Below are 13,263 nucleotides of genomic sequence, written 5' to 3'. Positions count from 1 at the left end.
GGAGATGCCGGTTCCGTTGATCTTCGTGCCCTTCGCCCTGCTGGTCGTGTGGATGATTCCCTGAGTTCGCCCTGCCGGAGCGGGCGTCGGCGGGAATCCGTTGGAAGGTGTCGATTCAGCCACTGGGGCGGACGGGACCCCGGTCATAGCGTGGTGAGCCGTCCAAGTCATCGGCCGGAAAGGGCACTTCCCATGCAATACGTGGCCCCCATCGGCGTCGGTCTCCTCTACACCCTCCTCATGTCCCTCGTCCGCGAGCCGCACCGGCGGCGTTTCAACGCGGTCATGGTCGCCGGAGCGGGGGCCGCCTATCTGAGCGGGGGCGGGCTCGGCGGCTGGGAACTCGCGTTCACCGCGGTGGTCACCTACGTCGCCTGTCGCGGCCTGGACTCGTGGACCTTCATCGGCGTCGCCTGGCTGCTGCACACCGGGTGGGACATCGTCCACCACATCGAGGGAAACCCGATCATCCCCTTCGCCCACACCTCCTCACTGGGGTGCGCGATCTGTGACCCGGTGATCGCACTGTGGTGCTTCGCGGGCGGGAGGACGCCGAGGGAACTGGTGGCGTGGGTGCGGGCGGCCAGAGGGCGGAAGGGCGCGGTGGCGGGGGAGGCGGGGCGGGTGGTGGAGCCGGAAGCCGGGTTGTCCGGCGTCCAGGGCGGCGGGCCGGACCGGTAGCCCCGGCCATCGGCGCCGAATCACGTCGCCATCGGCGATGAGTTTCGCCGGCCCGGTCGGTCCACCTCTCAGGAACAGATCCGTGAGGAGCCCGCCCATGACCGACCCGACCATCGACCTCAGGCCGCAGACCCGCGTCGTCGCCCGTCTCGCCGAGGCCGTCACCGACGAGCAGCTCTCGGCGCCGACGCCGTGCCCCGAGATGGCTGTGCGCAATCTGCTGGGCCACCTGCTCGGCCTGTCCGTCGCCTTCCGCGACGCCGCCCGCAAGGACCTCGGCCCCACGACCGACACCGACCCGGGCTCGGTCGTCCCGGACATCGGCCCCGGCTGGCGCGAGGATCTGGCCAAGGTGCTGGACGAACTGGGCGAGGTCTGGTGCGCCCCCGACGCGTGGACCGGCATGACCCGTGCGGGCGGCGTCGACCTGCCCGGTGCCGTCGCCGGCGCGGTGGCCGTGGACGAGCTGGTGATCCACGCCTGGGACCTCGCCGTCGCCACGGGCCGGCCGTACACCCCGGACCCGGCCGCCCTCCGGATGTGCCACGACTTCCTGCGCGCCGCAGCCGACGCCGGCGACCGCGGCGGCGGCATCTTCGGCCCCGTCGTCCCGGTACCGGACGAGGCACCCCTGCTGGACCGCGCGGTGGGGTTGAGCGGGCGGGATCCGGGCTGGAAGCAGGGATCGTAGGAGAAAACGGCACGCACACCACGAGTCACGGGCCCCGTCGGCATCGGCCGCGCGAGGGCCCGTACGCATGCCGGGCCGACTGTGTACGGGGGCTCGCCGCGGCATCCGGCGATTCGCCGGTGCTGCCGGCGCAGGCCCCTGACCTGCGCATCCCCGGCACGGAGCCGATCAATGGGCCCCAACACCCCCGCCGCTTCCCCACCTTCCTTTGTCAGAAGCGTTGACGAATCATGCTGCCGCTCCTACCTTCATCGCGTCGTACTTCGTACGTCATATATGAGACGCGATACGTGAGATCCCATACGCGAGATCCGATCCCGCGAAGATCCGAGAGGCGCGCATGACCTCTGTGCCCACGCCGATCCCCTCCCGCACGCAGTTCGTGCTGGAGGAGATCAAACGCCGCATCCTCACCGGGCAGTTGACGCCGGGCCAGGCCCTGGTGGAGACCGAGCTCGCCGCGCAGTTCGGGGTGTCCAAGACCCCGGTGCGCGAGGCGCTCAAGACGCTGGCCGGGACCGGGCTGGTCGTGATGAGCCAGTACAAGGGCGTCACGGTGCGCATGGTGGACGCGGACATGGCGCGCGAGGTCTACGACGTACGGCTGCTCCTCGAGCCCGAGGCGCTCAAGCGGGCCGTCCGGCGCGGAGCTTCCCTCGATGCCGCCCGCGACGCGCTGACCCGCGCCGACGCGGCCACCGACACCGCCGAACGCTCCCTGGCGAACCGGGAGTTCCACCGCGCCCTGTACCTGCCGTGCGGCAACCCGCTGCTCGGCCGGATGCTCGACGAGGTCCGGGACCAGGCCGCCCTCGTCTCCGCCGTCGCCTGGGCCGCCTCCCCCTCCTGGGAGCGCGAGGCCGGCGAGCACCGGGAGATCCTGCGGCTGGCGCTCGAAGGGGACGCGGACGGCGCCGGCCGCGCCCTGCACGCCCACATCGCGTCGTTCGTGCAACGGGCCTTCCCGGACGCGGGGGTCGAGGCCCAGGGAGAGGACGGTCCGGCATGAAAGCGACGTTCGAGCCCCAGCGGGCGGCCCTGGCCGACGTGGTGGCGATCCCGGTGACCCCGTTCGCCGAGGACGGCCGCGTGGACCAGGACGCCCACCGGGCCCTGCTGCGTCGTCTGCTCGACGGAGGCGTCGCCACCCTCACCCCCAACGGCAACACCGGCGAGTTCTACACCCTCACCATCGAAGAGCGCCGGCTGGTCACCGAGTTGACCGTCGACGAGGTCGGCGACCGGGCCGCGATCCTGGTCGGCGTGGGCCACGACGTGCCCACCGCCGTCGCCTCCGCACGGCACGCCCGTGAACTCGGCGCGCAGATGGTGATGGTCCACCAGCCCGTCCACCCCTACGTCTCCCAGAGCGGCTGGGTCGACTACCACCGTGCCATCGCCGAGGCCGTGCCCGAGCTCGGCGTCGTCCCGTACATCCGCAACGCCCGGCTGACCGGCGCCCGCCTCGCCGAACTCGGGGCCGCCTGCCCGAACGTCATCGGCGTGAAGTACGCCGTTCCGGACGCCGCCAGGTTCGCCGCCTTCGCACGGGACGCGGGAGGTGACCGCTTCGTATGGGTCGCCGGCCTCGCCGAGCCGTACGCCCCCTCGTACTTCTCGGCGGGCGCCACCGGCTTCACCTCGGGCCTCGTGAACGTCGCCCCGTCCGTCTCGCTGAACATGATCGAAGCGCTCCGGGCCGGTGACTACCCGGCCGCCATGAAGGTCTGGGAGCAGATCCGCCGCTTCGAGGAGCTGCGCGCCGCCAACGGCTCCGCCAACAACGTCACCGTCGTCAAGGAGGCCCTCGCCTCCCTCGGCCTGTGCCGCCGCGACGTCCGCCCGCCCAGCCGGGAACTCCCCGAGGACGAGCGCGCCGAGGTCGCCGAGATAGCCGCCGGGTGGTCCCTGTGAGCGACAGGAGGCGGCCCGAGGAACTCAGAAGCCATCAGTGGTACGGCACCGAGGGCCGGCTGCGCACCTGGTCGCACAACGCCCGTATGCGCCAGCTGGGCTACGAGGCGGAGGAGTACCGGGGCCGTCCGGTGATCGCCGTCCTCAACACCTGGTCCGACATCAACCCCTGCCACGTCCATCTGCGCGAGCGCGCCGAGGCGGTCAAGCGGGGGGTGTGGCAGGCCGGGGGCTTCCCGCTGGAGTTCCCGGTCGCCACGCTCTCGGAGACCTACCAGAAGCCGACCCCGATGCTCTATCGCAACCTGCTCGCGATGGAGACCGAGGAACTGCTGCGGTCGTATCCGATCGACGCGGCGGTGCTGCTCGGGGGCTGCGACAAGTCGACCCCCGCGCTGCTCATGGGCGCGGCCTCGGCCGACGTGCCGTCGATCTTCGTCCCCGCCGGGCCGATGCTGCCGGGGCACTGGCGCGGCGAGACCCTCGGGTCGGGCACCGACATGTGGAAGTACTGGGACGAGCACCGCGCGGGCAACCTCACGGACTGCGAACTGCGCGAGCTGCAGGGCGGGTTGGCGCGTTCGCCCGGTCACTGCATGACCATGGGGACCGCCTCCACCATGACCGCGGCGGCGGAGGCCCTCGGCATGACGCTGCCGGGTGCCTCCTCGATCCCGGCCGTCGACTCAGGACATGAGCGGATGGCCGCCGCCTCCGGGCGCCGGGCCGTGGAGCTCGCGTGGAGCGGGCTCAAGCCGTCCGGGATCCTCACCCGGGAGGCGTTCGAGGACGCCGTCACCACCGTGCTCGGACTGGGCGGCTCCACCAACGCCGTGATCCACCTGATCGCGATGGCCGGCCGCGCGCACGTCAAGCTCACCCTCGACGACTTCGACCACATCGCGCGCACCGTGCCGGTGCTGGCGAACGTGCGGCCCGGCGGACAGACGTACCTCATGGAGGACTTCCACTTCGCCGGCGGCCTGCCCGCCTTCCTCTCACGGATCACCGACCTGCTGCACCTGGACCGGCCGACCGTCGCCGGCACCCTGCGCGAGCAGCTCCAGGGCGCCGTCGTCCACGACGACGACGTCATCCGCACCCGCGCGAACCCGGTCGCCGACGAGGGCGGAGTCGCCGTGCTGCGCGGCAACCTCTGCCCGGACGGCGCCGTCATCAAGCACATCTCCGCCGAACCGCGGCTGCTCAGGCACACCGGTCCGGCCGTGGTCTTCGACGGCTACCAGGCCATGCAGCGGACCATCGACGACCCGTCCCTCGGCATCACCGCCGACAGCGTGCTCGTGCTGCGCAACGCCGGGCCCAAGGGCGGACCGGGCATGCCCGAGTACGGCATGCTGCCGATCCCCGACCACCTGCTCAAGCAGGGCGTGCGGGACATGGTGCGGATCTCCGACGCCCGGATGAGCGGCACGAGTTACGGCGCGTGCGCGCTGCACGTCGCGCCCGAGTCGTACGTCGGGGGGCCGCTCGCCCTGGTCCGCGCCGGGGACCTCATCACCCTCGATGTCGAAGAACGCACCCTCCGTCTCCACGTGGACGACGCGGAGCTGGAGCGGCGCAGGGCGGACTGGACGCCGCCGCCCACCCGTGACGAGCGGGGATACGGCGCGCTCTACAACGAACAGATCACCCAGGCCGACACCGGCTGCGACTTCGAGTTCCTGGCCCGTCCGGGCAGGGTCGCGGACCCCTACGCCGGCTGACCGGCGGCACGACCTCGCACAGCCCTGAACGTCGAGAAAGCGCTTCCCGAACGACGTACGCACACCCGCACGACGTACCAGAACGGAGAACAGTCATGGCCCAAGCCGCAGCCGTGGCGAAACCGCCCGCGCCACCCCGGCGACGCCGTGCCTCCGCCACGCCGCGCAGGCTCCCGTATCTGCTGATCGCCCCGGCCGCCCTGCTCATGCTGGGCTTCATCGCCTACCCGGTCATCAGCGTCTTCTACTACAGCCTTCAGGAGTACAACCCCACCAAGCCGTGGCGGAACGGCTTCGCGGGCCTCGACAACTTCGTCCACGCCTTCACCGAGGACCCGCTGTTCTGGGACACCCTGGTCTTCAGCGCCAAGTGGGTGTTCGTCGAGGTCGGACTCCAGCTGCTGTTCGGGCTGGCGCTCGCGCTGATCGTCAACCAGACCTTCGTGGGCCGTGCGCTCGGCCGTGCGCTCGTGTTCTCCCCATGGGCCGTCTCCGGCGTGCTCACCTCGGCGATCTGGGTGCTGCTCTACAACTCCCAGACGGGCATCACCCGTTACCTCGCCGACACCGGGCTCGGTTCCTACGGCACCAGCTGGCTGTCGGACACCTCCACGGTGTTCCCTGCGGCGATCGTCGCCGACCTGTGGCGCGGCGTGCCGTTCTTCGCGATCCTCATCCTCGCCGACCTCCAGTCCGTCTCCAAGGACCTGTACGAGGCCGCCGAGGTCGACGGGGCGGGCCGGATCAAGCAGTTCTGGCACATCACGCTGCCCCATCTGAAGGACGCGATCGTCCTGTCCACGCTGCTGCGCGCGGTGTGGGAGTTCAACAACGTCGACCTGCTCTACACGCTGACCGGCGGCGGCCCCGCGGGAGTCACCACGACCCTGCCGCTGTACATCGCCAACACCAGCGTCGACGCACACAACTTCGGCTACGCGTCCGCCCTGACCACGGTCGCGTTCGTGATCCTCCTCTTCTGCTCGGTGGTCTATCTGCGGCTGAGCAAGTTCGGAGGTGAGGACAAGTGAGCGTGAAGGAAGCCACCAAACCCGCGCCCGCGCCGATGCGCACCACCCCCGAGCCGCCGCGTCCGGCGAAGCGGCACCGCAGCTGGGACGAGGTGCCGCGCTGGCAGATCTACCTCCCGCTGTCGGTCTACCTGCTCTTCACCCTCATCCCCTTCTACTGGATCCTGCTGTTCTCGCTGCGCCCGGCCGGCTCGACCTCGCTCGTGCCCTGGCCGATGACCTTCGACCACTTCGAGAAGGTCTGGACGGAGCGCAGCTTCGGGACGTACTTCCAGAACAGCGTGCTGGTCGGCGTCGTCACCCTGCTGATGACGACCCTCGTCGCCCTGGCCGGCGGCTACGCCCTCGCGCGCTTCAACTTCACGATCAAGCGGGTGTTCATGCTCGGGCTGCTGTGCTCGCAGTTCGTGCCGGGCGCGCTGCTCCTGGTGCCGCTGTTCGAGATCTTCGCCGAACTGCGGATGATCAACTCGCTGGGCAGCGTCGTCATCGCCGAGACGGTGTTCCAACTGCCGTTGTCGATGATCCTGATCAGCAACTTCATCAAGAACGTGCCGTACTCCCTGGAGGAGGCGGCCTGGGTCGACGGCTGCAATCGGATGACCGCCTTCAGGATCGTCGTCCTGCCCCTGCTGCGGCCCGGTCTGATCGCCGTCGGCTCCTTCGCCTTCGTGCACTCCTGGAACCACTTCCTGTTCGCCCTGATGTTCCTCAACAACCAGGAGAAGCAGACCATCCCGGTCGGCCTCAACACCCTGATGGGCGCGGACAGCGTGGACCTGGGCGCGCTCGCCGCGGGCGGCATCATCGCGGCCGTGCCGGTGGTGATCGTGTTCGCCTTCATCCAGAAGTGGCTGATCACGGGCTTCAGCGCCGGGGCGGTGAAGGGATGAGACTCCGTCACATCGGTTCCCTGACGGGCATGTCGGGACTGCGCGTCCCCGCCCACGCCGACGACGCCACGAGCTCCGCCGGAGGTGGCGCGGCGGGTCCTCGGCCGACTGCGACTCCGTCGTGGCCGCTCGCGCGGTTCCCCGCGCCCCTGAAGGGCGCTGCCGCGCCCGACATCGGCCCGCACCACGGCTGGGCGCCCGCCCGTGGCGCGGGCGCGGGGAGGCTTCCATGAGCGGTGCCGTACCCATCGTCCTGGCGGGCGCGCGCGGCCACGGCCGGTGGCATCTGGACAACATCCGCCGGCTCCAGGACAAGGGCATCGTGCGGCCGGCGGGGATCTGCGAGCTGACCCCGCTGAGCGAGGACGAGCTCCCCGAGGGGCTCGGTTCGCCGGAGCAGTCCGCCGACTTCGGCGCCCTCCTCGACTCCACCGGTGCCCGCGTCGCGGTGATCTGCACGCCGATCCCGACCCACACCGACCTGGCGCTGACGGCCGCCCGCAAGGGCGTGCACCTGCTCCTTGAGAAGCCGCCCGCGCCGTCGTACGCCGAGTACCGGCGCATGGCCGACGGGATCGCCGCGGCAGGGGTCGCCTGCCAGATCGGCTTCCAGTCGCTCGGCTCGCACGCCGTGCCCGCGATCCGGACGCTGATGGCCGAGGGCGCGATCGGTGAGATCACCGGCATCGGCGCAGCGGGCGCCTGGGCGCGGCCCGAGTCGTACTACCGGCGTGCACCCTGGGCGGGCAGACGCCGGCTGAACGGCGTCGATGTCATCGACGGGGCGCTCACCAACCCGCTCGCGCACGCCGTCGCCACCGCACTCGCCCTCAACGGCACCGTGCGCGCCGAGGACGTCACCGCCGTGGAGACCGAACTGCTGCGCGCCAACGACATCGAGTCCGACGACACCTCCTGCGTCCGCGTCGGCACCGCGCAGGACCGCCCGGTCGTCGTCGCCGCGACGCTGTGCGCCGAGGACCCCGACGAGCCGTATGCCGTCGTCCACGGCGACCGCGGCCGGATCACCTTCTGGTACAAGCAGGACCGCGTACTGCTCCAGCGCGCCGGCCGCGGCCCCGAGGAGTCCGAGTACGGCCGCACCGATCTGCTGGAGAACCTCGTCGAGCACCTCGTCGACGGCACCGACCTGCTGGTCACGCCCGAGGTGACCGGTGCCTTCATGAAGGTCGTTGAAGCGATTCGACAGGCCCCCGACCCGGTCCGGCTGCCCGCCGGCGCCTGGCGACTCCTCCCCGACGAGCAGCGCCGTGTCGTGCCCGGCATCGACGGCCTCGTCGCGGCCGCCGCCGACACCCTCGCCCTCTACTCCGAGCTGGGCGCCCCCTGGGCCGACCCGGCGCGAACGAAAGAGGTGAGCACCTGATGACTCCCCACGACACCGCGGTGCTGCGCGTCGCCGGCCGACCCGTCGGCCGGTACGTCACCCGGCCCGAACTGCCCGCCCGGCTCGCCCCGCGCCCGTATCTGCACCCCGTCACCACCCTGGCCGGCACGGCGGTCACCGAGATCGGCCCCGCCGACCACATCCACCACCTCGGCGTCGGTGTGGCCGTACCCGACGTCGAGGGGGCCAACTTCTGGGGCGGGCGCACCTTCGTCCGGGACCGGGGACCGACCGAGCTCGACAACCACGGCGCCCAGCGGCACACCGCCTTCCAACTGCGCGACCCCGACGGCTTCGTCGAGGAACTGCGCTGGGTGGCGGCCGGGGCCGAGCTGCTGCGCGAGCGCCGTACGGTCGCGGCCACCGAACTCACCCGGGCCGCCTGGGCGCTGGACTTCACCTTCTCCCTCACCAACCTCACCGCAGGGCCGCTGTCCATCGGCAGCCCCGCCACCAACGGCCGCCCCGGAGCCGCGTACGGCGGCTTCTTCTGGCGGGCCCGCAAGGAGGCACAGGCACCGGAGGTCTTCACCGCCGACCGCGAGGGCGAGAGCGAGATCCACGGGACCGTCGCACCCTGGGTGGCCCTCATGGGCTCCACCTGGACGCTGGTCTTCGCCGGGGCCACCGAACGGACCCGCCGCGACCCGTGGTTCGTGCGCGCCGAGGAGTACCCCGGCGTCGGCTCCTCCCTGGCCGTCGACGAGCGCCTGCCGATCCCGCCCGGCGAGACCGCCGTACGCCGGATCGTCACCGTCGTCGCCGACGGCCGGACCAGCCGGCTCGAAGCGGCGTCCCTGGTCCGCAAGGCGGTGAGCCCGTGACCGCCGGGACGTACACCAACCCCGTCCTGAACGCCGACTGGTCCGACCCGGACGTCGTCCGCGTCGGCGACGACTTCTACCTCACCGCCTCCAGCTTCGGCCGCGCCCCGGGCCTGCCCCTGCTGCACTCCCGCGACCTGGTCCACTGGACCCTGGTCGGGCATGCCCTGGAACGCCTCGAACCGGCCGAGGGGTTCACCGGGCCCCGCCACGACTGCGGAGTCTGGGCGCCCTCCCTGCGCCACCACGACGACCGCTTCTGGATCTTCTGGGGCGACCCCGACCAGGGCATCTTCCAGGTCAACGCCCCCGGGATCCGTGGCCCCTGGACCCGCCCGCACCTGGTGAAGGCGGGCAACGGCCTGATCGACCCCTGCCCCCTGTGGGACGACGACACCGGCGAGGCCTACCTCGTGCACGCGTGGGCCAAGTCCCGGTCGGGGGTGAAGAACCGGCTCACCGGCCACCGGATGCACCCCGACGGCACCGAACTCCTCGACGACGGCAAGGTCGTCGTCGACGGCGACCGGATTCCCGGCTGGTTCACCCTCGAAGGACCCAAGCTCTACAAGCACGACGGCTGGTTCTGGATCCTCGCGCCCGCCGGGGGAGTGGAGACCGGCTGGCAGGGTGCCTTCCGCTCGCGCGGATTCTTCGGGCCGTACGAGGAGAGGATCGTCCTCGAACAGAAGGACACCGACGTCAACGGGCCGCACCAGGGCGGCTGGGTGCGCACCCCGTCGGGCGAGGACTGGTTCCTGCACTTCCAGCAGCGCGGCGCGTACGGCAGGGTCGTCCACCTCCAGCCGATGCGCTGGGATACCGACAACTGGCCGGTGCTCGGCGCCGACGGCGCCCCTGTCGCCGTACACCGCAGGCCCGACCTGCCGCCCCAGCCGCCCGCCGCGCCCGCCACCGACGACGACTTCCCCGGCGGACGCTTCGGACGGCAGTGGTCATGGACCGCCAACCCCCGGGACGGCTGGGCCACCCAGCACTCCGGCGACGGACTGAAACTGGCGTGTGTCCGCTCGGCCGACGCGCACGACCTGCGCAGACACCCGGGCGTGCTCACCCAGCGGCTGCCGGGCACGCCCTCGGCGGTCGAGGTCGAGCTGCGACTGGACAGCCGGGAGCCGGGGGCGCGGGCGGGGCTCGCGGTGCTCGGGGACGCGTTCGGCTGGATCGGGCTCCAGCGCGGCACGGACGGAGCGGCGCATGTCGTGCACCGGTTCGCGGAGGCCGTCGCGGAGCGCGAGCGGGACGCCGGTCACGCACGGCCGGCACCGGAGGGACGGGTGCGGCTGCGGATCGAGATCGGGGCCGGGGCGCGGTGCCGGTTCTTCCACGACGTCGGGGACGGCCCGCGTGCGTCGGGGCCGGTGTTCGCCGCCACGCCCTGGCGCTGGGTCGGCGCCCTGCTCGGCCTGTTCGCGCTCGCTCCGGCCGGCCAGGGACACGCCGGCGCGGCGACCTTCACGCAGTTCAGGATCAGCGCCTTGTAACGCACCGCACTCGTAGGCCTGTCGAGCCTGTTGGGAGCCGCAATGACGCACCTCCGTAGCAAGCGCTTGCCGGGAGTCGCCGGCAGAACCTCGGCCGCCGTCCTGGGGCTCGTCACGGCCCTGGGACCGGGCGTGATCGGCGAGGCCGAGGCCGAGGCCGAGGCCGGCCCGCCCGCCTCCTCTGCGGCCGCACCGCGCTGGACCGACCGGGCGCACGGCTTCGCCTCCCTCGCCGGCGGCACCACCGGCGGGGCGGGCGGCAAGGTCGTCACCGTCACCGACCAGGCCGCGCTGGCCGAGTACGCGGCGGCGCCCGAGCCGTACGTCATCCGGGTCCGGGGCGCCGTCACCGCGCAGCCCTTCGGCGCGAACATCGACGTCGCCTCGGACAAGACGATCGTCGGCGTCGGCACGAGCGGGGAACTGGTGCAGGGCGAGTTCCATCTCGCCCCCGGCACGCACAACGTGATCATCCGCAACATGACGATCCGCGACTCGGCGATCGAGGGCGACTGGGACTGCAAGGACACCGACTTCGACGGCATCCAGATGGACACCGTCCACCACGTCTGGGTCGACCACAACAGGTTCTCGAACATCTGCGACGGCCAGCTCGACGTCCGCAAGGACAGCGAGTACGTGACCGTCTCCTACAACCGGTTCGAGAACAACAACAAGACCTTCGGCCTCGGCTGGACGACCGAGGTCAGGACGCAGATCACCATCGACCACAACCTCTTCGCCCGCACCAAGCAGCGCAACCCCTCGGTCGACAACGCCGCCTTCGCGCACCTCTACAACAACTACCTCACCGCGCAGGCGGACCCCGGCGACCCGGTGTGGACGTACGGCAACTGGTCGCGCGGCCGGACGAAGATGGTCATCGAGAACAGCTACTACCAGGACGTCCGGCATCCCTACCAGGCCGACGGCACCGCGGAGTTGGTGCAGTGCGGATCGATCCTGAAGAACACCACCGGCCGGCACGACGAGTGGGGCGCCGCCTTCGAGCCGCGGGACTTCTACGACTACCGCCTCGACCCGGCCGCCGCCGTGCCGGCGCTGGTGTCCCGGTTCTCCGGACCGCAGAAGAACATCGGCGCGCCCGCGCACGGGCCCGCAGCCACGTCACGCCACTGACTCCCCCCCACACCTGTATGTCTCCGCTGGATCCAGAAGAAGAGAGCCGACCAATGAAGATCAGCATCCGCAGAAGCAGGCGCGCCGCGACGGCCGTCGCCCTCGGGTCCGTCCTCGCCCTGACCGCCACCGCCTGCGGTGACGACGGCAGCGGCACGGGCGGCGACAAGGGCGCCGAGGGCAGCGGCACCGGAAAGATCGTCTTCTGGGACAACAACGGCGGTGTCCGCACCGACATCTGGAAGGAGATCATCGCCGACTTCGAGAAGGCGAACCCGGACATCAAGGTCGAGTACGTCGGGATCCCGTCCACCGACTACCAGTCCAAGGTCGACACCGCGATCCAGGGCGGCGGCCTGCCGGACGTCGGCGGTGTCGGCGCGGCGATGCTCGCCGGGTTCGCCGCGCAGAACGCGCTGGAGCCACTGGACGACCGGCTCGCGAAGTCCCCCCTGAACGGCGTGCTCAACAAGGACATGGTCACCTCGCTGACGGCCGCCGGCGGCGGCGACGGCAAGCTGTACTCGATCCCGACCTCCGCGAACAACGGCGTGCTGTACTACCGCACCGACCTGTTCGAGAAGGCCGGGCTGGACGCGCCGACCACGTGGGAGAAGTTCTACGAGGCGGCCGAGGAGCTCACCGATTCCGGGAAGAACGAGTTCGGTTACACCATCCGCGGTGGTGCCGGTTCCATCGCGCAGGCGCTGGACGCCATGTACGGGCAGTCCGGGATCACGTCCTTCTGGGACGCCTCCGGCGAGAAGACGACCGTCAACGACCCGAAGAACGTGGCCGCGCTGGAGAAGTACGCCGCGCTGTACAAGAAGGTCACTCCGGCCGCCGACCTCAACAACGACTTCACCAAGATGGTCGCCCAGTGGGATTCCGGCACCATCGGAATGCTGAACCACAACCTGGGGTCGTACCAGGACCATGTGAAGGCGCTCGGCACCGAGAAGTTCCGGGGCATTCCGCAGCCCACGCTCGCCGACGGCAAGCGGGTCCAGGTCTCCAACCCGGTGGACGGGGTCGGGCTGTTCAAGAACTCCAAGAACAAGGAGGCCGCCTGGAAGTTCATCGAGTTCGCCTCCTCGCACGCGGAGAGCTCGAAGTTCAACGAGTCGGCGGGGCAGGTGCCGGCGAACAACGACGCGGCCAAGGACGCGTGGATCTCCAAGGCCGAGCCCACGAAGCTGGCCGCGGCGGCGTTGACCGACGGGTCCACGACGATCGTGCAGCTGCCCTACTACCTGCCGGACTGGAACACGATCTCCAAGGCCGACAACGAGCCGAACTTCCAGAAGGTGCTGAACGGGGACATGAGCGCCAAGGGGTTCCTGGACACCATGGCCGGTCAGCTGAATGAGGCTCAGACCGAGTGGAAGCAAAGGAACGGCTGAGAGCTCGGTTGCTTCTGTGCGCGGCCGGCTGCGGATTGTTCGTGGC

Annotated in this window: 12 protein-coding genes; all 12 read left to right on the top strand. The window is 70.9% G+C overall.

Annotated elements, in window-relative coordinates:
• Window positions 1-192 precede the first annotated feature (192 nt).
• Window positions 193-681 (top strand): DUF6010 family protein, encoded by a 489-nt coding sequence (locus tag AC3ETA_RS33675; RefSeq protein WP_432196682.1) that lies wholly within the window; start codon window positions 193-195, stop codon window positions 679-681.
• A 97-nt stretch (window positions 682-778) separates the two neighbouring features.
• The gene (locus AC3ETA_RS33670; RefSeq protein ID WP_432196681.1) at window positions 779-1,372 is read left to right on the top strand and encodes a TIGR03086 family metal-binding protein; all 594 of its coding nucleotides are present in this window, start codon (window positions 779-781) and stop codon (window positions 1,370-1,372) included.
• Window positions 1,373-1,712: 340 nt separating this feature from the next.
• Complete coding sequence (locus tag AC3ETA_RS33665) at window positions 1,713-2,381, top strand: GntR family transcriptional regulator (protein ID WP_107907231.1); 669 nt, start codon at window positions 1,713-1,715, stop codon at window positions 2,379-2,381.
• The gene (locus AC3ETA_RS33660) at window positions 2,378-3,286 is read left to right on the top strand and encodes a dihydrodipicolinate synthase family protein (protein ID WP_432196680.1); all 909 of its coding nucleotides are present in this window, start codon (window positions 2,378-2,380) and stop codon (window positions 3,284-3,286) included. The genes AC3ETA_RS33665 and AC3ETA_RS33660 overlap by 4 nt, the downstream gene beginning before the upstream one ends.
• Window positions 3,283-5,013: an L-arabinonate dehydratase gene (gene araD, locus AC3ETA_RS33655; RefSeq protein WP_432196679.1), complete on the top strand. Its 1,731-nt coding sequence runs from the start codon at window positions 3,283-3,285 to the stop codon at window positions 5,011-5,013. The genes AC3ETA_RS33660 and araD overlap by 4 nt, the downstream gene beginning before the upstream one ends.
• A 95-nt stretch (window positions 5,014-5,108) precedes the next feature.
• Window positions 5,109-6,044 carry a carbohydrate ABC transporter permease gene (locus tag AC3ETA_RS33650; protein WP_432196678.1) on the top strand — a complete coding sequence of 312 codons (936 nt, stop codon included), beginning with the start codon at window positions 5,109-5,111 and terminating at the stop codon, window positions 6,042-6,044.
• Window positions 6,041-6,937: a carbohydrate ABC transporter permease gene (locus tag AC3ETA_RS33645; RefSeq protein ID WP_432196677.1), complete on the top strand. Its 897-nt coding sequence runs from the start codon at window positions 6,041-6,043 to the stop codon at window positions 6,935-6,937. Before AC3ETA_RS33650 ends, AC3ETA_RS33645 begins: the two co-directional genes overlap by 4 nt.
• 229 nt (window positions 6,938-7,166) lie before the next feature.
• Entirely contained in the window at window positions 7,167-8,324 is a 1,158-nt protein-coding gene (locus tag AC3ETA_RS33640; protein ID WP_432196676.1) for a Gfo/Idh/MocA family protein, read from the top strand.
• A complete protein-coding gene (locus AC3ETA_RS33635; protein WP_432196675.1) occupies window positions 8,324-9,169 on the top strand; it encodes a DUF6807 domain-containing protein in 846 nt (281 codons plus the stop codon). The genes AC3ETA_RS33640 and AC3ETA_RS33635 overlap by 1 nt, the downstream gene beginning before the upstream one ends.
• Complete coding sequence (locus tag AC3ETA_RS33630; RefSeq protein ID WP_432196674.1) at window positions 9,166-10,674, top strand: glycoside hydrolase family 43 protein; 1,509 nt, start codon at window positions 9,166-9,168, stop codon at window positions 10,672-10,674. The genes AC3ETA_RS33635 and AC3ETA_RS33630 overlap by 4 nt, the downstream gene beginning before the upstream one ends.
• Before the next feature lie 42 nt (window positions 10,675-10,716).
• Complete coding sequence (locus AC3ETA_RS33625) at window positions 10,717-11,814, top strand: pectate lyase family protein (protein WP_488187654.1); 1,098 nt, start codon at window positions 10,717-10,719, stop codon at window positions 11,812-11,814.
• 53 nt (window positions 11,815-11,867) lie between these two features.
• Window positions 11,868-13,217: an ABC transporter substrate-binding protein gene (locus AC3ETA_RS33620; protein ID WP_432196673.1), complete on the top strand. Its 1,350-nt coding sequence runs from the start codon at window positions 11,868-11,870 to the stop codon at window positions 13,215-13,217.
• Window positions 13,218-13,263 lie beyond the last annotated feature (46 nt).

It is taken from the genome of Streptomyces sp. bgisy027 (genome assembly GCF_057710365.1).
Note: the sequence above shows the minus strand (reverse complement) of the source record. Positions and strands in the feature narration are given on the sequence as shown.

Excerpts from the sequence above, each read along its gene's own strand:
- AC3ETA_RS33675 (WP_432196682.1), top strand. The coding sequence starts at position 193 with ATGCAATACGTGGCCCCCATCGGCGTCGGTCTCCTCTACACCCTCCTC.
- AC3ETA_RS33670 (WP_432196681.1), top strand. The coding sequence starts at position 779 with ATGACCGACCCGACCATCGACCTCAGGCCGCAGACCCGCGTCGTCGCC.
- AC3ETA_RS33665 (WP_107907231.1), top strand. The coding sequence starts at position 1,713 with ATGACCTCTGTGCCCACGCCGATCCCCTCCCGCACGCAGTTCGTGCTG.
- AC3ETA_RS33660 (WP_432196680.1), top strand. The coding sequence starts at position 2,378 with ATGAAAGCGACGTTCGAGCCCCAGCGGGCGGCCCTGGCCGACGTGGTG.
- AC3ETA_RS33650 (WP_432196678.1), top strand. The coding sequence starts at position 5,109 with ATGGCCCAAGCCGCAGCCGTGGCGAAACCGCCCGCGCCACCCCGGCGA.
- AC3ETA_RS33640 (WP_432196676.1), top strand. The coding sequence starts at position 7,167 with ATGAGCGGTGCCGTACCCATCGTCCTGGCGGGCGCGCGCGGCCACGGC.
- AC3ETA_RS33635 (WP_432196675.1), top strand. The coding sequence starts at position 8,324 with ATGACTCCCCACGACACCGCGGTGCTGCGCGTCGCCGGCCGACCCGTC.
- AC3ETA_RS33625 (WP_488187654.1), top strand. The coding sequence starts at position 10,717 with ATGACGCACCTCCGTAGCAAGCGCTTGCCGGGAGTCGCCGGCAGAACC.
- AC3ETA_RS33620 (WP_432196673.1), top strand. The coding sequence starts at position 11,868 with ATGAAGATCAGCATCCGCAGAAGCAGGCGCGCCGCGACGGCCGTCGCC.